Origin of the sequence: Methylobacterium nonmethylotrophicum (assembly GCF_004745635.1) — a bacterium.
GTDB classification, from domain to species: Bacteria; Pseudomonadota; Alphaproteobacteria; order Rhizobiales; family Beijerinckiaceae; genus Methylobacterium; species Methylobacterium nonmethylotrophicum.
Genome location: NZ_SRLB01000006.1, coordinates 166,659 through 182,366 on the forward strand (window position 1 = coordinate 166,659; position 15,708 = coordinate 182,366).

A 15,708-nucleotide genomic window follows, 5' to 3' on the forward strand; every position below is an offset into this window, starting at 1 on the left:
CGGCTCACGTGAGCCCTCCGTCGACGTGGACGACCTGGCCGGTGACGTAGGACGCCGCCGGCGAGGCCAGGAAGGCGATGACGGCTGCGATCTCCTGCGAATCGGCCCGGCGCCCGAGGGGGATGGCGGCTTCGAGCGTCGCGATCGCCTCCGCCGAGAGCGCGCCCGCCCGGCCCGGATCCTTGCGGGTGAGGCCCGGCGCGACGGCGTTGACGGTGACGCCGTCGGGGCTGAGCTCGCGGGCGAGGCTGCGCACCAGGGCCTCGAGGGCGGCGCGCCCGGCGGACGAGGCCGCGAACAGCCCGAGATCGGCCCGGTAGAGATGGGCGACGTAGGACGAGACCGCGACGATCCGCGGCGCGGTGCCGGCCCGCAGCAGCGGCGTCGCGGCCTGCGCGAGGCGCAGGAACGACTCGGCCGAGAGCGCCAGACCCGCGGCGAGGCTCGCCGCATCGAGGCTCAGCGCCCCGCCGCGCTGGGCCTTGCCGGCGGCGGCCACCACCGCGTCGAGGCGCCCGAAGGTCCCGGCGGCGAGGGCCACGCCGCGCGGCGCCGTGTCGGGATCGGCGAGGTCGCCGAGCCAGGTGGCGACGGCCGCGCCCCGCGCCCGGGCGGCGTCGGCCACCCCGGCCAGGCCCGCGGCGTTGCGGCCGCTATGCAGCACGAGGCCGTGGCCCGGGGCGGCGAGGGCGAGCGCCGTGGCGCGGCCGATGCCGCTGCCCGCCCCCGTCACCAGGGTGACGCGCAAGACAGCGGTCATGGCATCGGTCACGGCGCGAGCGCTCCGGCGGCGGGCGCGTCGCCGCGGCGGTGGAAATGGGCCAGGAAGGCCTTCGTGTCGGGGTGCTGCGGCGCGTCGATCAGCGTCCGGGCCGGGCCCTCCTCGACCACGATCCCGTCGCGCAGGAAGACCACCCGGTCGGCGACCTCGCGGGCGAAGGCGATCTCGTGGGTGACGATCACCATGGTCATGCCGTCGGCGGCGAGCGCCCGCATCACACCCAAAACCTCGCCGACGAGCTCCGGGTCGAGGGCCGAGGTCGCCTCGTCGAACAGCATCACCGCGGGCTCCATCGCCAGCGCCCGGGCGATGGCGACGCGCTGCTTCTGCCCGCCGGAAAGGCGGCTCGGATACTGCTCCGCCTTGTCGGCGAGGCCGACCTTGGCGAGCAGGGCGCGGGCCCGCGCCTCGGCCTCGGGCCGCTTCAGGCGCTGCACGGTGAGCGGCCCCTCCATGACGTTGGCGAGCGCCGTCAGGTGCGGAAACAGGTTGAAGTGCTGGAACACCATGCCGGTCTTGGCGCGGAACCGCGCCAGGGCCTGCGTGCCGGGGAGCCTGGTGCCGGGGCCGAACCGAAATTCGTCGCTCCCGACCCGGACCTCTCCGGCATCGGGCACCACCAGCAGGTTGATGCAACGCAGGAGCGTCGACTTGCCGGAGCCCGACGGGCCGATCAGCGCCACCACCCCGCCCGTCGGCACGGCGAGCGACACGTCCCTGAGCACCGCGTGGCTGCCGAAGCTCTTGGCGAGGTGGGCGATCTCGATCTTCGGTTGCGTGACCGACGGGTCCATGCCGGAAGCCTCAATCGCTGGTGGCGAGGCGCTGCTCGCCCCGGCGCACGATCCAGGTGAGCGGGTACAAAGCCGCGAAGTACAGCACTGCCACGAGCGTGTAGATCTCGAGCGGCCGATAGCTGTCGTGGGCCGCGACCTGGCCCTGGTAGAGCAGGTCGGGCACCGCCAGCACCGAGACCAGCGAGGTGTTCTTGAACTGGATGATCGACTGGTTCATCAGCGGCGGCACCATGCGCTTGAGCGCCTGGGGCAGGATGATCCGGCGCAGGCTCTGGGCCGGGGTCATGCCCAGAGCCGCCGCCGCCTCGCCCTGGCCGCGGTCGATCGACACGATGCCGCCGCGGATGATCTCGGCGTAGAACGAGCCGCCGTAGAGCGAGAGCGCCAGCACCGAGGCGCCCACCGCCGAGATCTCGAGCCCCGACAGGATCGGCAGGGCGTAGTAGAACCACACCAGCTGCACCAGCAGCGGGGTGCAGCGGAAGACCTCGATATAGGCGTTGCTGAGCCAGCGCAGGGGCGCAAAGCGCGACAGCTTGGCGAGGCCCGCCGCCAGCCCCGCCAGGAGCCCGAGCGCCACGATCGCGACCGTGAAGGCCGCCGTGACCCCGAGCCCCTGGACGAACAGCCAGCGATAGGTCCAGAGCGAGCCGAAATCCCAGGTATACATGTCCAGACCTAACGCGTGTCGGGCTTTCCCGCCCTAAATGCCGCTACAGCGAGACGCCGGCCGGCATGTCGGCCTCCGAGACGCCGACCAGCTCCATGTTCGACACGATGGTCTGGCGGATGAAGCCGAGGCCCTTGTTGTAGTCGATCCAGGTGTTGACGAAGTCGCGCAGGGTCTTGTCGCGCTCGCGCCGGAAGCCGGCATTCGAGGTGGTGGCGAAGACCGGGTTCGGCACCACGAGCTGGCCCAGCGCCGGGTTCTTCTTGAGCACGGTGAGCGACAGCATCAGGATCAGGCATTGCGCGTCGACGCGGCCGGTCGAGAGCGCGAGCGTCGCCTCGTCGGCGGACTTGAAGCGCACGATCTGGGCCTTCGGGCAGAGCCGGGTCACCACCGCGTCGTGGGAGGAGCCGACATCGACCGCGAGCTTGACGTCCGGGCTGTTCAGCTCGGCCCAGGACTTGGGCGAAAAGCCCTTCTTGGCGATCACCGTGAAGGCGTTGCTGAACACCGGACCCGAGAAGTCGACCACCAGCGCCCGCTTCGGGGTCGGGTTGAGCCCGAAGAACATGTCGATCTTGTTGGCCTGGAGATCGAGCACGGCGTTGCCCCAGGTGGTCTCGGACAGCTCCAGCTCCGCCTCGAGCTCGGTGGCGAGCGCCTTGGCCATGTCGACGTAGAAGCCGCGCCACTGCCCGCTCGCCAGGTCCTTGTGGTAGTACGGCGCCCCGCCGGCCACCGCCGCGGTACGCAGCTTCTTGGTGCGCCGGATCCGGTCGAAGGCGCTCTCGGACGCGTCCTGCGCCAGGGCCGGAGCGGCGAAGGCGGAGGCGGCGGCCCCCGCCGCCACGGTGCCGGCCCCGAAGATGCCTGTTCCAACCAGGCCCGCCAGCGATCTGCGCGACAGCATCACGAATACTCCTTCTCGGGCGTCTCCCCGGCGGTCGCGCTTAGCACGTGGCGGGCCAGAGGCCAGGGGGTGCGCGGGCCGGGGCGATTTAATCCGCAGGTGTGTGCGGTCGAGTTGGACCGGGAAACCGCGCCTCCGCCAGATGGACCGCCTGCGCGCCAACCTCGTAGGTGAATTCCCGCGCCGCCCGGAAGCCGAGCGGGACCGGCTCCGTCACCGGCAGCGGCAGGTCGGCCTCGGTGATGCGACCTGCGACGAGGTCGGCGAGCACGCGGCCGAAGGCGGTGCCGGGCGCGATGCCGCGCCCGTTGTAGCCGCTGAACGCCACGACGTTGCGGGCGAACCGGTGGAAGCGCGGCAGGGCATCCGCCGTCATGCCGATCTTGCCGTACCACTCGGCCTCGAACGGCACGTCGGCGGCCTGCGGAAACAGGGACTTGAGCGTGCGCCGCGCCCAGGCCCGGTGGATCGCGGCCCCCGTTCCCCGCAGCGCCCCGACGCTGCCGAGGACGAGGCGGCCGGCGGCGTCGAGGCGGAACGAGGTCAGCACCGGCTTGGTGTCCCAGGCGCCCTGGCGTCCGGGCAGGATCGTGCCGCGCAGGTTGCCGGAAAGCGGCGCGGTCGCGATGTTGAAGTAGGGGAGGTGCGCGATCTCGGCCCGGATCTCCGGCCAGGGCGCCTTCGTGTAGGCGTTGGTGGCGACGATGACCCAATCGGCGCTCACGCTGCCCCCGGGCGTCGTCAGGCGCCAGCGCGCCCCGTCCTCCGCGACGCCGACGACCGGGCTTCCGGTGTGGATCGATGCCCCCGCCGCGAGCGCTGCATGGCCGAGGCCGCGCGCGTAGGCGAGCGGCTGGATCGTGCCGGCGCGCGCGTCGAGCAGCGCCCCCGTATAGGCCGCCGTGCCGGTGAGCCGGGCGGCCTCCGCGGCGTCGAGGAGGCGCACCGGCGCCCCGCGGGCCTGCCATTGCCGCGCCCGGTCCGCGAGGTCGGCGAGGCCCTTCCTGCCGACGGCGCAGTGCAGCGTGCCGGCGGTCTCCGCCTCGCAGGCGATGGCGTGCTCGGCGACGAGGTCGAAGACGAGCCGCGGCGCCGCGCCGAGGAGCGCCAGCAGCCGCTCGCCCCGCTCCGCCCCGAGGGCTGCCGGCACGAGGTCCGGCTTCACCCACAACCCCGCATTGACGAGGCCGACATTGCGCCCCGATCCGCCGAAGCCGACCGCCTCGCCTTCCAGCACCGTCACGCGGGCGCCGGCCTTCGCGAGGTGGAGCGCCGCCGAGAGGCCGGTATAGCCGGCCCCCACCACCGCCACGTCGGCGCGCGCCTCGCCGCGCAGGGGCGAGGTGTCGGGGGCGGGCGGGGCGGTCGTCGCCCAGAGGCCGTGCGAGCGGGGATCGGTGGTCACGGTTCTGTCGGTTCCTCGGTCGGGCCGGCACCATGCTCGATCGGGTCCGGCCGCGCCACGGCTGGCCGCGGCGCCGGGCCTGTCTAGTTTAGCCGCCAGGGAGGCCAGCATGACGGCAGCGAACGCGGTCGACGAGGCGATCATCAGCCGGCGCAGCGTCCGGGGCTTCCTCCCGGACCCGGTGCCGGCCTCGACGATCCGCGACCTGATCGCGCTCGCCGGCCGGGCCCCGAGCGGCAGCAACATCCAGCCCTGGAAGGTCCACGTGGTCACCGGCGCGGCGCTCACGCGCCTCACCGACGCCCTCTCGGCCGCGCATGAGAGCGACGCGCCGGAGGCGCGGGAATACGAGTATTATCCCGTCACCTGGCGCGACCCCTATCTCGGCCGGCGCCGGGCGCTCGGCTGGCAGCTCTACGGCCTCGCCGGGATCGGGAAGGGCGACCGCGCGGGCGCGAAGCGCCAGATGGGGCGCAACTTCACGTTCTTCGGCGCGCCGGTCGGCCTCGTCTTCGCCATCGACCGCGACATGGAGCAGGGCAGCTGGCTCGATTACGGCATGTTCCTGCAGACCCTGATGATCGCCGCCCGCGGCCGCGGCCTCGACACCTGCCCGCAGGCCGCGATCGCGAGCTATCCGGGGGTGGTGCGCCAGCAGCTCGGCATCCCGGAGAGCGAGATGGTGGTGTGCGGGATGGCTTTAGGTTTTGCCGATCCGGACGAGCCGGTGAATGCGCTTCGGGCGGAGCGGGAGCCGGTCGAGAGCTACACGGTGTTCCACGCCGATTGACCGGCCCTCTGCGTTCTTGAACACAGCGGGGTGGCGTCGAACCCGGCGCGGCCGAGCCGCCAGGCCGCGGTGGCGCCGACGATGCTGGCGCCGGTGATCAGGATGCGGCGAGCACGCTACGCCACCCGCACCGCCGGCTCGAACCGCCCCTTCACCTTTCCGGGCACGGTGAAGGTCTGCCCGGCGAACGGATCGTCGGTCCGCTCCGGGGGGAGCCCTTCCGTCGCCGAGGTCACCACCAGGGTGTCGGCGTCGGGCCCGATGAAGGCCGGGCAGGTCACCTGGCGGGCCGGCAGGGCGATGCTGCGCACCCGCGTGCCGTCCGGCGCGTAGGCGTCGAGGCTGGCGCCGCCCCAGCGGGCGTTCCAGACCAGGCCCTCCTGGTCGATCACCGCGCCGTCCGGCGCGCCCTCCGAGGCCGGGATCCGGACGAAGACCTGACGGTCGCCGACCGGCAGGCCGGTCTGCGGGTCGGTGGCGACGCGCCAGATCGTGCCGGCCTCCGAATCGGCGAAGATCGCGCTCGTGCCGTCGGCCGAGAACGCGATGGCGTTCGGAATGGTGAGGCCTGAGAACAGTTTCCGGAGTTCGCCGCGGAAGAACCAGTGGATCGCGCCGTACCCCGTCTCCGCCTTCCTGCCCATCGTACCGAGCCAGAGCGCGCCGCTCGGATGGACCCGGCCGTCGTTGGAGCGGGTTTCCGGCCGGTCGGCCTCGAGCGGTGTCAGCAGCCGCAGGCGGCCGGTCGCGATCTCGCGCAGGTACAGGCCGTCCTCGGCCCCGAGGAGCAGGGTGTGGTCGTCGACCCGCGCCACCATCGAGGCCATCACCGGCAGGTCGTGAACGGTCGTGCGGCCGCCCGAGAACGGCCGCTCGATCAGGTGCCGGCCGAGGATGTCGAGCCAGTAGAGCCGGCCGAGGCCGGGATGCGCCGCCGGTCCCTCGCCGAGGATGCAGGCGCGGTCGCAGAAGATGCCGGCTCCGCCGCTCATCGCGCGGTCTCCCTCGTGAAGCGGTACTCGATAATCTGGCGGTAGGTCTCGCCCGGGCGCAGCACCGCGCTCGGGAAGCCCGGGTGGTTCGGCGCGTCCGGGAACGCCTCGGGCTCGAGGCAGAAAGCGGAGCGGGCGGCGTAGCCGAGGCCCGCCCGGGCGAGATGCGTGCCGTCGTAGAACTGGACCGCCGGGGCGGTGGCGAGCACGGTGAGCGCCACGTCGCTGCCCGGCGCCGTCACCCGGCCGACCGGGCGCGGTTCAGGCACGGTCTCCCGGCCGAGCACGAAGGTGTGGTCGAAGGCCTGGGCCCCGATGCGCGTCGGGCGGCGCAGGTCGAAGCGCGTGCCGGCGACGGAGGCGACCGCGCCCGTCGGGATCTGCGCCTCGTCGACCGGCAGGTAGGCCTCGGCCGGGATCGCGATCACGTGGTCGTCGATGGTCGGGGCCGGAGAGCCGTCCGGCGGCAGCGTCAGGTTGAAGTAGCTGTGGTTCGTCAGGTTGACGAGGGTGGGCTTCGTCGTGGTCGCCGTCAGGGTGGTGCGCAGGGTGCCGGGGCCGGCGATGGCGTAGGTGCAGGCGACGGCGAGCGCCCCCGGATAGCCCTCCTCGCCGTCGGCGGCGTGGTAGGTCAGCGTGACCGCGCGCGCGCCGGCCTCGGCGAAGCGCCAGTTGCGCCGCGAGAACCCGCCGGCGCCGCCATGCAGGTGGGTGAGGCCGGCCTCGTTGCGGGGGAGGTCGTAGGTGGTCCCGTCGAGGGTGAAGCGCCCGCCGGCGATGCGGTTGGCGAAGCGCCCGACGATCGCGCCGCATTGCGGTGTCCTCGCCACGTAGTCGTGGGGATCGTCGCGCCCGAGCACCATCGGGCGGCCCTGGAAGTCGAGCCGGCGGATCACCGCCCCGAGGCTCAGCACCGCGACCGAGAGCCCATCGCCGGCGAGCCGTGCCTCGAGGATCGGGCTGCCGTCCGGCATCGCGCCGACCGGGACGGGGGCGTCGTCGCTCATTCCGTGGTCCCTGGTCATGGCGGGCTCCGTCCCGCGGGAGGCGGGCCGGCACTAGGGTAGGGCGGCGGCGGCGCTCTCTCCACCGCCGCCGCGCCGTTCCGGAGCCCGTCGCGCACCACCACCTCGGTCGCAAGGGCCGCGGCCTCGGGGTCGCCGGCCCGGATCGCCGCCGCGATCGCCGCGTGGGCGCGCCAGGAGGCGGCATGCGCCTCTCTGTCGGTCGGACGGCTCAGCCGGAAGACCACGTCGAGGGCCGCCTCGGTCACCGCGCCGACGGAGTGCATGAAGACGTTGCCGGAGGCGTCCGCCAGGGCGAGGTGGAAGGCGAGGTCGGCCCGCGCGAAGGCCGGGTCGAGGCCCGGCGCGTCGCGCATCGCGGCGACGCAGGCATCGAGCACCGCGAGATCGGCCGTGGTCCGGCGCGCGGCGGCGAGCGCCGCCGCCGCCGGCTCGATCGCCAGGCGGATCTCCGCGAGGTCGCGCAGGAAGCGCGCGTCGAGGCCGCCCTCGAGCGTCCAGGCCAGCACGTCGCGGTCGAACAGGTTCCAGGCCGCCCGCTCCCGCACCCGCGTGCCGACCCGGGTCCGGGCCTCGACCAGCCCCTTGCCGGCGAGCGTCTTGATCGCCTCGCGCAGGACCGTGCGCGACACCCCGAACCGGGCGAGGAGCACCGATTCGGCGGGCAGCACGGCTCCTTGCGGGTGGCGCCCGGCCACGATGCCGGTGCCGAGCGCCCGCGCCACCCGGGCGTGCCCGGGTCCTTGCCCCGGGCTCTCGTCCTGACCCTCGCGCGAAACCGCCGCGGCCTCGCTCCTATCCAAGGTTGCGCCCTCCCGGTAAATTTCTGCCTCTTGCCCGAGCGTCAGGAATCCGCAATAAGGGCCGGGCCACTTGAATAGTCATATTAAATGATTTTCAGTGCGTCGAGCGATCCGACGGGCTTCGAGGGAGGAAGCGGTGGCGGCGATCTATCCGGACCTTGCGGGCAAGGTCGTGGTGGTGACGGGCGGCGGCTCCGGCATCGGAGCGGAGCTGGTCCGGCACTTCGCCCGGCAAAAGGCCCGGGTCGGGTTCCTCGACATCGCGGCGGAGCCCTCGCGGGCGCTCGCCTCCGAACTCGAGGGTGAGGGGTTCGCGGTCGCCTTCGAGCACGCCGACGTCACCGACATCCCGGCGCTCAAGGCCGCGATCGGCCGGATCCGCGACCGTTTCGGCCCGGTCGACGTGCTGATGAACAACGCCGCCCATGACGAGCGCCACGCCACCGAGGAGGTGACGGAGGCCTACTGGGACGGCCGCATCGCCGTGAACCTCAAGCACCAGTTCTTCGCCGCGCAAGCCGTCCTGCCCGACATGAAGGCGAAGGGCGCTGGCGCCATCGTCAATTTCGGCTCGGTCTCGTGGATGATCGGCCAGGGCGGCATGGCGGCCTACACCGCCTGCAAGTCGGGGGTGATCGGGCTCACCCGCTCGCTCGCCCGGGATTTCGGCCCCTATGGCATCCGCGTCAACGCGCTGGCGCCGGGCTGGATCATGACCGAGCGCCAGCTCGCCCTCTGGGTGACCCCGGAATCCGACGCCGAGATCAACGCCCGCCAGTGCCTCAAGCGCAAGCTGGTGCCGGCGGACGTCGCCCGCTTTGCCGTCTTCCTCGCCTCGGAGGAGGCCGGCGCCTGCACCAACCAGCACTACGTCGTCGACGGCGGCTGGGTGTGAGGCACGAGCCGGCGCCCCACGCCGGCTCGCGTCAGGGCAGGGCGATCGACGGACAGTCGCGACCCGGCCGACAGACATGATGCGGAAATCATCGGACCGGCAGAATTGCAGGGTGCAATTCGACCGGGCGCCCATCACCGGCAGCCCCGCGCGACGAAGATGCGGGGATTTGGGAGGAACCATGACGTCGTTCGTCGCCCTCATCGGCGGGGCCCTGATGGCCGCCGCGATGCTCGCATCCCCGGCCCACGCCCAGCAGAAGGGCAAGATCGGGGTGTCGATGCCGACGAAATCCTCGGCGCGCTGGATCGCCGACGGCCAGGGCCTGGTCCAGGCGCTGAAGGCCAAGGGCTATGGCGCCGACCTGCAATACGCCGAGGACGAGATCCCCAACCAGCTCTCGCAGATCGAGAACATGATCACCACCGGCGCCAAGGTGCTGGTGATCGCGGCGATCGACGGCACCACCCTGTCGGACGTGCTGCAGCAGGCGAGCGACCGCGGCATCAAGGTCATCGCCTATGACCGCCTGATCCGCGGCTCGAAGAACGTCGACTACTACGCCACCTTCGACAATTTCCAGGTCGGCGTGCTCCAGGGCAGCTACATCGTCGACAAGCTCGGCCTGAAGGACGGCAAGGGGCCGTTCACGATCGAGCTGTTCGGCGGCTCGCCGGACGACAACAACGCGTACTTCTTCTATGACGGCGCGATGTCGGTGCTGAAGCCCTACATCGATTCCGGCAAGCTGTCCGTGCCGAGCAAGCAGCTTGGGATGGACAAGGTCTCGACCCTGCGCTGGGACGGCGCGGCGGCCCAGGCCCGGATGGACAACCTGCTCTCCGCCTTCTACGGCAACAAGCGCCTCGACGCGGTGCTTTCGCCCTATGACGGCATCTCGATCGGCATCATCTCGTCGCTGAAGGGCGTCGGCTACGGCTCGTCCGACCAGCCGATGCCGGTCATCACCGGCCAGGACGCCGAGGTGCCCTCCGTCAAGGCGATCGTGCGCGGCGACCAGAGCATGACGGTGTTCAAGGACACCCGCGAGCTCGCCAAGGTCACGAGCGACATGGTCGACGCGATCTCGTCCGGCGGCCAGGTCCAGGTCAACGACACCAAGACCTACAACAACGGCGTCAAGGTGGTGCCGTCCTACCTGCTGAAGCCGGTGGCGGTCGACAAGTCCAACTGGGAGAAGACGCTGGTCGAGAGCGGCTACTACAAGGCGTCGCAGGTGAAGTGATGGCGGCGTCCCCGGCTCCGCGCGTGGCGCCGAGCGCATCCCCGATCCTGGAGATGCGCGGCATCACCAAGGCGTTCCCGGGCGTGAAGGCGCTCGACAACGTCGCCCTCGCCGTCCGCGCCGGCGAGATCCACGCCGTCTGCGGCGAGAACGGGGCCGGGAAGTCGACCCTGATGAAGGTGCTGAGCGGGGTCTACCCCGCCGGCTCCTACGACGGCAGCATCCTGTTCGACGGCGAGGAGCGGCGCTTCTCGGGCATTCCGGACAGCGAGGCTCTGGGCATCATCATCATCCACCAGGAGCTCGCCCTGGTGCCGCTCCTGTCGATCGCCGAGAACATCTTCCTCGGCAACGAGGCGGCCTCGCGCCTCGGCGTGATCGACTGGCCGGTCGCCATGGCGCGCACCCGCGATCTGCTGACCCGCGTCGGCCTGAACGAGGCGCCCGAGACCCTGGTGACGGATCTCGGCGTCGGCAAGCAGCAGCTCGTCGAGATCGCCAAGGCCCTGTCGAAGCGGGTGCGGCTCCTCATCCTCGACGAGCCGACCGCCTCGCTCAACGAGACCGACAGCGACGCGCTGCTCACGCTCCTGGAGGCCTTCCGCCGGCAGGGCATCACCTCGATCCTGATCTCGCACAAGCTCAACGAGATCGCCCGGGTCGCCGACAGCGTCACGATCCTGCGCGACGGCGCCAGCGTCGAGACCCTGCCCCGCGCGGCGATGCTGGGCCCGGACGGGCGGCTCAACGAGGACCGGATCATCAAGGGCATGGTCGGGCGCGACCTCGCCCACCGCTACCCGCCGCGGGAGGGCGTCGCCATCGGCGAGCCGCTGCTCGAGGTCAAGGGCTGGAGCGTGCGCCATCCGCTCCATCCCGACCGGCTGGCGGTGGAGGACGTGAGCCTCACCGTGCGCCGCGGCGAGGTCGTCGGCATGGCGGGCCTGCTCGGCGCCGGGCGGACCGAGTTCGCCATGAGCCTGTTCGGCGGCGCCTACGGCACGCGCGTCGCCGGCGAGGCGCGCTTGAGGGGCGAGCCCGCCGATCTCGGCAGCGTCGAGAAGGCGATCGCGGCGGGCCTCGCCTACGCCACCGAGGACCGGAAGGGCTACGGCCTGGTGCTGCACGAGGACATCCGCACCAACGTGTCGCTGGCCAACCTCGCGGGCGTCGCCGCGAAGGGCGTGATCGACGAGGACCGGGAGCGGGCCGTGGCCGAGCGCTACCGCGAGCGCCTGCGGATCCGCTCGTCGGGCATCGACCAGGCCACCGTCAACCTCTCGGGCGGCAACCAGCAGAAGGTCGTGCTGAGCAAGTGGCTCTTCGCCGACCCGGACGTGCTGATCCTCGACGAGCCGACCCGCGGCATCGACGTCGGCGCCAAGTACGAGATCTACGCGATCATCAACGACCTCGCTGCCCAAGGAAAGGGCGTGCTGATCATCTCCTCGGAGATGCCCGAGCTGCTCGGGATGTGCGACCGCATCCTCGTCATGAACCGGGGCCGCATCGTCGGCGAGCTTCCGGCGGCGCAAGCCTCGCAGGAGGCGATCATGCGGGCCATCGTCACCTCGGGAGGACACTAGCGCCATGAGCGACACCGCCACCCCCCTCCAGGCCCCGCGCCCCCCGGCCGTCATGGGCTTCAACGCCAAGGCGTTCTCCGGCTCGCTGCGCGACTACGGCATGATCCTGTGCCTCGTCGGCATCGTGATCTTCTTCCAGTTCTTCACCGACGGGGCGCTCCTGCGCCCGCTCAACCTCACCAACCTGGTGCTGCAGAACAGCTACATCGTCGTGATGGCGCTCGGGATGCTGCTCGTCATCGTGGCCGGGCACATCGACCTGTCCGTCGGCTCGACCGCGGGCTTCATCGGGGCCTTCGCCGCGGTGCTGATGGTGCAGATGGGCCTCCACCCGCTCCCGGCGACGCTCGCCTGCCTCGTCGCCGGCGGGCTCATCGGCGCCGCGCAGGGCTGGTGGGTCGCGTACCTGCGCATCCCGTCCTTCATCGTGACGCTCGCCGGCATGCTGGTGTTCAAGGGCCTGACCCTGGCGCTGCTCGCCGGCCAGTCGGTCGGGCCGTTCCCGCCCGACTTCCAGAAGCTCAGCTCCGGCTTCATCCCGGACGTGGTCACGGGCGGCTCGCTGCGCGTCACCTCGGTCCTCGTCGGCGTCGCGCTGGCGCTGATCCTCGTCGGCTCGAACCTGCGCCGGCGCATCGGCCAGCAGCGCCAGGGCTTCACCGCGGAGCCGATGGCCGCCTTCGCGCTCAAGAACGCGCTGGTCGCCGCCGTCATCGTCGCCTTCAGCACCTGGCTCGCCACCTATCGCGGCCTGCCGAACGTGCTGATCGTGATGTTCGCGCTGATCCTGCTCTACCGCTTCGTGACGAGCCGAATGGTGATCGGCCGGCGGATCTACGCGCTCGGCGGCAACGAGAAGGCGGCGAAGCTCTCCGGCATCAACACCGAGCGCCTGACCTTCCTGACCTTCGTCAACATGGGGGTGCTGGCCGCGCTCGCCGGCCTGATCTTCGCCGCCCGCCTCAACACCGCGACCCCGAAGGCGGGCTTGGGCTTCGAGCTCGACGTGATCGCCGCCTGCTTCATCGGCGGCGCCTCGGCCTCGGGCGGCGTCGGCAAGGTCACGGGCGCGGTGGTCGGCGCGCTGATCATGGGCGTGATGAACAACGGCATGTCGATCCTCGGCATCGGCATCGACTACCAGCAGGTCATCAAGGGGCTGGTGCTGCTGGGGGCGGTCAGCATCGACCAGTATTATCGCAAGCGGTAGAGGCGGCTGGTCGGCCGCGAGACAGAAGCTCAGCCACGGTTTCTGCCATCCACCCTGTCATGCCGGGCTCACTGACGGCGAGAACCCGGGATCCATAACGGCTGGTTGGAGAACGAGGCGGAAGCGATCCGCCTCATCCTGGAGCGTCGGCGGTTATGGATCCCGGGCTCCGTTGCGCGGCTCCGGGATGACGAGGGAGGGCTATCGTTACCGTCGAGAGGGTCGACAGGTGCCCGGGCGGCCGTATCCGCCCGCCGAGGGGCCGTACGGCGCGAGAGCCTCAGCGCCAGCGGGGCGGCAGCGGCTGCGGGTTCAGGCCGCCGGCGGCCCCGGCCAGTGCGGTGTCCGACAGGACGGTCTCGTCGGCGGCCTGCTTCGGGGCAGCCTGCTTCCGGTCGGAAGATGTCTTGAAGATCTTGAGCATGTCCGGGCTCCTTGGCCTGCGATCAACTCGCCGGATCATCAGTACGACAGGTCATGCCGCGTTGAGGTGCGGCCTCGCACGCAGTATTGCCCGCTCGACGGTGCCCCGCAGCGATTCGAACTCTCGCGCAGCCCGAAGCCTCGTCCGGTCTCACGCCTCGCCGCCCCTGGCCCGCTCGCGCGCGGTCGCGAGCGCCGGGGCGCCGAACCAGGTCGCCCGCATCGCCTCGCGCAGGAGCGCGCCGACCGCCGGGGCGTGCGGCCGGCCGCGGACGGTGACGAGGTTGACCTCACGCCAGAAGTCCGGCTCGACCAGCGGTCGGACGACCACGCCGGGATGGACCGCGCAGGAGCGCGGCATGAAGCCGAAGCCGAGCCCCGCCGCGATCATCGCCAGGATCCAGTCGTCGCGCTCGCTCCGGTAGATCGTCTCGCAATCAGTGCAGCCCTGCGCCTCCCAGATCGGGCCGGCATAGCCGCGGAACTCGCAGTTGAGGCGGTGGACGTAGTGCTGGCCGCTCAGGTCCTGCGGCCGCACCGCGTCGAGCGCGGCGAGGGGGTGCCTCGCCGCCACCGCGATCACCATCGGCTCGCGGAACAGCGCCAGGTGGTGGAGCCGCGGATCGGGCTCGCGGCCCGGCAGGCAGTAGAGCGCCACCTCCAGGCCGCCCGCGAGCAGGCGCTCCTCGAGGGCGCCGGCGCTGGCATCGACGATGTCGAGCTCCAGGCCGGGATCGCGCCCCCGCAGGCCGCCGATCAGACCGACCAGGGCGTCGGGCTGGATCGTGCACATCACCCCGAGGGTCAGGCGGGTGCGGCGCTGCCGGCCGAAGGCGCGGGCCTCGGCCTGCGCGGCTCGCGCCTTGGCGTAGACCTCCTCGAGATAGGGCCGCACGGTGCGACCGAGCTCCGAGAGCTGCGTGCCGGCGCGCTCGCGGTGGAAGAGCGCGCCGCCCAGCTCCTCCTCCAGGAAGCGGATCGCCCGGGTGAGGGAGGGCTGGGTGACGTTGCAGGCCTGGGCCGCGCGGGTGAAGTTGTGCTCCTCGCACAGGGCCAGGAAGTAGCGGACCTGATGCATCTCCATCGTCGCCCTCCGCGGCGTGGGACCACGACCCGCCGGGCCCCGGGCATCGGGGACGGGTCGCAGGCTACCACCGCGGCAGCGGGGCGGGAATGACGGCGCGGCCGTCAGCACCACGGGCAGGAGGGCCAGGCCGGCGGGTCGGACGGCCGCGAGGGCGCGGCCGTGCCGCGGGTCGCCGGCGGGGCCCGGCGTGCCATCCGGGGGCTCGCATCGTCGTAGCCGGTATAGCGCGGGGGCATCGGCATCACGGTCTCGGCGGCCGCCCCCTGTCCCTCGGGGTGGAGGAGCGACTGCGTCCAGGCGCCGGCTGAGGTGGAGAGGGCGGCGAGCACGGCGCCGGCAAGGAGAAGGCTGCGCATCGGACGGGAACCCTTCGTGGAGGGCGGGGCGGGAGGCCTCGCTCTGTGAGAGGGATCATCGCCCCCCGGGGCCCGCGCCGGCCAATGCCGTTCGCCTATCGTGGCGATGCCGTCCGGCTCTGGGCAAGGCCGGCGGCAGTTGACGCTCCGCGGCGGATCGGCGCCTAAACGGGGCCTCGCGAACCGACACGGCGTCCGCGCCAGAGGGCTCCCGCGAGAGGAGCCCGAACCCGAGAGGAGCCCCCGTCATGAGCCGCCTCGTCTACGTGCTGAACGGCCCGAACCTGAACCTGCTCGGCAAGCGCCAGCCGCACATCTACGGCAGCGAGACGCTGGCCGACGTCGAGGCGTCCTGCCGGGCGCTCGCCGGCGAGCTGGGCCTCGAGATCCGCTTCCACCAGTCGAACCGCGAGTACGAGATCATCGACTGGATCCACGAGGCGCGCGAGACCGCCGGCGGCATCGTCATCAACCCGGCGGCCTTCACCCACACCTCGGTGGCGATCCTCGACGCGCTCAACGCCTTCGACGCGCCGGTGATCGAGGTGCACATCTCGAACGTCCACAAGCGCGAGGCCTTCCGCCACCACTCCTACGTCTCGCTCCGCGCCGACGGGGTGATCGCGGGCCTCGGCACGCAGGGCTACGGGCTGGCGCTGCGCCGCCTCGCGCAGCTGATCGACGCGCAGGGGTAAGCGCAGGTGGACCGGAGGCGGTCGCCCGCCCCCGGCC

General features: G+C 71.9%; 17 protein-coding genes. 6 read left to right on the top strand and 11 right to left on the bottom strand.

Annotated elements, in window-relative coordinates; translation table 11 throughout:
• Positions 1–4: 4 nt before the first annotated feature.
• The 5 genes from EU555_RS09590 to EU555_RS09610 all read right to left on the bottom strand — a co-directional run bounded on the left by EU555_RS09590 (position 5) and on the right by EU555_RS09610 (position 4,563).
• The gene (locus EU555_RS09590; RefSeq protein ID WP_135414439.1) at positions 5–760 is read right to left on the bottom strand and encodes an SDR family NAD(P)-dependent oxidoreductase; all 756 of its coding nucleotides are present in this window, start codon (positions 758–760) and stop codon (positions 5–7) included.
• Between the two features lie 8 nt (positions 761–768).
• Positions 769–1,575: an amino acid ABC transporter ATP-binding protein gene (locus tag EU555_RS09595; protein ID WP_135414440.1), complete on the bottom strand. Its 807-nt coding sequence runs from the start codon at positions 1,573–1,575 to the stop codon at positions 769–771.
• A 10-nt stretch (positions 1,576–1,585) separates the two neighbouring features.
• Complete coding sequence (locus EU555_RS09600) at positions 1,586–2,248, bottom strand: amino acid ABC transporter permease (protein ID WP_135414441.1); 663 nt, start codon at positions 2,246–2,248, stop codon at positions 1,586–1,588.
• 43 nt (positions 2,249–2,291) lie between these two features.
• On the bottom strand, positions 2,292–3,158 hold the full coding sequence (locus tag EU555_RS09605) for a transporter substrate-binding domain-containing protein (protein WP_135414442.1): 867 nt from the start codon (positions 3,156–3,158) through the stop codon (positions 2,292–2,294).
• 88 nt (positions 3,159–3,246) lie between these two features.
• Positions 3,247–4,563, bottom strand: coding sequence for an NAD(P)/FAD-dependent oxidoreductase (locus tag EU555_RS09610; RefSeq protein ID WP_135414443.1), 1,317 nt, complete (start codon positions 4,561–4,563; stop codon positions 3,247–3,249).
• A gap of 109 nt (positions 4,564–4,672) precedes the next feature.
• Between EU555_RS09610 and EU555_RS09615 the strand changes: the two genes are divergently transcribed.
• Entirely contained in the window at positions 4,673–5,353 is a 681-nt protein-coding gene (locus tag EU555_RS09615; protein WP_135414444.1) for a nitroreductase, read from the top strand.
• A gap of 116 nt (positions 5,354–5,469) precedes the next feature.
• Here EU555_RS09615 and EU555_RS09620 read toward each other — a convergent pair whose 3' ends face one another.
• Genes EU555_RS09620 through EU555_RS09630 form a run of 3 tightly spaced genes read right to left on the bottom strand, consistent with a single transcriptional unit; the run spans position 5,470 to position 8,095 of the window.
• Positions 5,470–6,345, bottom strand: coding sequence for an SMP-30/gluconolactonase/LRE family protein (locus EU555_RS09620; protein WP_135414445.1), 876 nt, complete (start codon positions 6,343–6,345; stop codon positions 5,470–5,472).
• Positions 6,342–7,352 (bottom strand): aldose epimerase family protein, encoded by a 1,011-nt coding sequence (locus EU555_RS09625; protein ID WP_135414446.1) that lies wholly within the window; start codon positions 7,350–7,352, stop codon positions 6,342–6,344. The genes EU555_RS09620 and EU555_RS09625 overlap by 4 nt, the downstream gene beginning before the upstream one ends.
• A gap of 14 nt (positions 7,353–7,366) precedes the next feature.
• Positions 7,367–8,095 carry a FadR/GntR family transcriptional regulator gene (locus EU555_RS09630; RefSeq protein ID WP_245524232.1) on the bottom strand — a complete coding sequence of 243 codons (729 nt, stop codon included), beginning with the start codon at positions 8,093–8,095 and terminating at the stop codon, positions 7,367–7,369.
• A gap of 214 nt (positions 8,096–8,309) precedes the next feature.
• Between EU555_RS09630 and EU555_RS09635 the strand changes: the two genes are divergently transcribed.
• The 4 genes from EU555_RS09635 to mmsB all read left to right on the top strand — a co-directional run bounded on the left by EU555_RS09635 (position 8,310) and on the right by mmsB (position 13,110).
• A complete protein-coding gene (locus tag EU555_RS09635; RefSeq protein ID WP_135414448.1) occupies positions 8,310–9,068 on the top strand; it encodes an SDR family NAD(P)-dependent oxidoreductase in 759 nt (252 codons plus the stop codon).
• Between the two features lie 181 nt (positions 9,069–9,249).
• Positions 9,250–10,314, top strand: coding sequence for a multiple monosaccharide ABC transporter substrate-binding protein (gene chvE / locus EU555_RS09640; RefSeq protein WP_135414449.1), 1,065 nt, complete (start codon positions 9,250–9,252; stop codon positions 10,312–10,314).
• Positions 10,314–11,900 (top strand): multiple monosaccharide ABC transporter ATP-binding protein, encoded by a 1,587-nt coding sequence (mmsA, locus tag EU555_RS09645; RefSeq protein ID WP_135414450.1) that lies wholly within the window; start codon positions 10,314–10,316, stop codon positions 11,898–11,900. Before chvE ends, mmsA begins: the two co-directional genes overlap by 1 nt.
• Positions 11,901–11,904: 4 nt before the next feature.
• Positions 11,905–13,110 carry a multiple monosaccharide ABC transporter permease gene (gene mmsB / locus EU555_RS09650; protein ID WP_135414451.1) on the top strand — a complete coding sequence of 402 codons (1,206 nt, stop codon included), beginning with the start codon at positions 11,905–11,907 and terminating at the stop codon, positions 13,108–13,110.
• Positions 13,111–13,390: 280 nt separating this feature from the next.
• Here mmsB and EU555_RS36085 read toward each other — a convergent pair whose 3' ends face one another.
• The 3 genes from EU555_RS36085 to EU555_RS09660 all read right to left on the bottom strand — a co-directional run bounded on the left by EU555_RS36085 (position 13,391) and on the right by EU555_RS09660 (position 14,976).
• Positions 13,391–13,534, bottom strand: coding sequence for a hypothetical protein (locus EU555_RS36085; RefSeq protein WP_167858500.1), 144 nt, complete (start codon positions 13,532–13,534; stop codon positions 13,391–13,393).
• Positions 13,535–13,684: 150 nt separating this feature from the next.
• Positions 13,685–14,617 (bottom strand): LysR family transcriptional regulator, encoded by a 933-nt coding sequence (locus EU555_RS09655; RefSeq protein WP_135414452.1) that lies wholly within the window; start codon positions 14,615–14,617, stop codon positions 13,685–13,687.
• A 104-nt stretch (positions 14,618–14,721) separates the two neighbouring features.
• Positions 14,722–14,976 carry a hypothetical protein gene (locus EU555_RS09660; RefSeq protein ID WP_135414453.1) on the bottom strand — a complete coding sequence of 85 codons (255 nt, stop codon included), beginning with the start codon at positions 14,974–14,976 and terminating at the stop codon, positions 14,722–14,724.
• Between the two features lie 248 nt (positions 14,977–15,224).
• On the opposite strand from EU555_RS09660, the gene aroQ reads away from it, so the two are divergent.
• Positions 15,225–15,671, top strand: a complete 447-nt coding sequence (aroQ, locus tag EU555_RS09665) for a type II 3-dehydroquinate dehydratase (RefSeq protein ID WP_135414454.1) — start codon at positions 15,225–15,227, stop codon at positions 15,669–15,671.
• Positions 15,672–15,708: the final 37 nt, after the last annotated feature.

Excerpts from the sequence above, each read along its gene's own strand:
- EU555_RS09600 (WP_135414441.1), bottom strand. The coding sequence starts at position 2,248 with ATGTATACCTGGGATTTCGGCTCGCTCTGGACCTATCGCTGGCTGTTC.
- EU555_RS36085 (WP_167858500.1), bottom strand. The coding sequence starts at position 13,534 with ATGCTCAAGATCTTCAAGACATCTTCCGACCGGAAGCAGGCTGCCCCG.
- aroQ (WP_135414454.1), top strand. The coding sequence starts at position 15,225 with ATGAGCCGCCTCGTCTACGTGCTGAACGGCCCGAACCTGAACCTGCTC.
- EU555_RS09590 (WP_135414439.1), bottom strand. The coding sequence starts at position 760 with ATGACCGCTGTCTTGCGCGTCACCCTGGTGACGGGGGCGGGCAGCGGC.
- EU555_RS09660 (WP_135414453.1), bottom strand. The coding sequence starts at position 14,976 with ATGCGCAGCCTTCTCCTTGCCGGCGCCGTGCTCGCCGCCCTCTCCACC.
- chvE (WP_135414449.1), top strand. The coding sequence starts at position 9,250 with ATGACGTCGTTCGTCGCCCTCATCGGCGGGGCCCTGATGGCCGCCGCG.
- EU555_RS09620 (WP_135414445.1), bottom strand. The coding sequence starts at position 6,345 with ATGAGCGGCGGAGCCGGCATCTTCTGCGACCGCGCCTGCATCCTCGGC.
- EU555_RS09605 (WP_135414442.1), bottom strand. The coding sequence starts at position 3,158 with ATGCTGTCGCGCAGATCGCTGGCGGGCCTGGTTGGAACAGGCATCTTC.
- mmsB (WP_135414451.1), top strand. The coding sequence starts at position 11,905 with ATGAGCGACACCGCCACCCCCCTCCAGGCCCCGCGCCCCCCGGCCGTC.
- EU555_RS09655 (WP_135414452.1), bottom strand. The coding sequence starts at position 14,617 with ATGGAGATGCATCAGGTCCGCTACTTCCTGGCCCTGTGCGAGGAGCAC.
- EU555_RS09625 (WP_135414446.1), bottom strand. The coding sequence starts at position 7,352 with ATGAGCGACGACGCCCCCGTCCCGGTCGGCGCGATGCCGGACGGCAGC.
- mmsA (WP_135414450.1), top strand. The coding sequence starts at position 10,314 with ATGGCGGCGTCCCCGGCTCCGCGCGTGGCGCCGAGCGCATCCCCGATC.
- EU555_RS09595 (WP_135414440.1), bottom strand. The coding sequence starts at position 1,575 with ATGGACCCGTCGGTCACGCAACCGAAGATCGAGATCGCCCACCTCGCC.
- EU555_RS09615 (WP_135414444.1), top strand. The coding sequence starts at position 4,673 with ATGACGGCAGCGAACGCGGTCGACGAGGCGATCATCAGCCGGCGCAGC.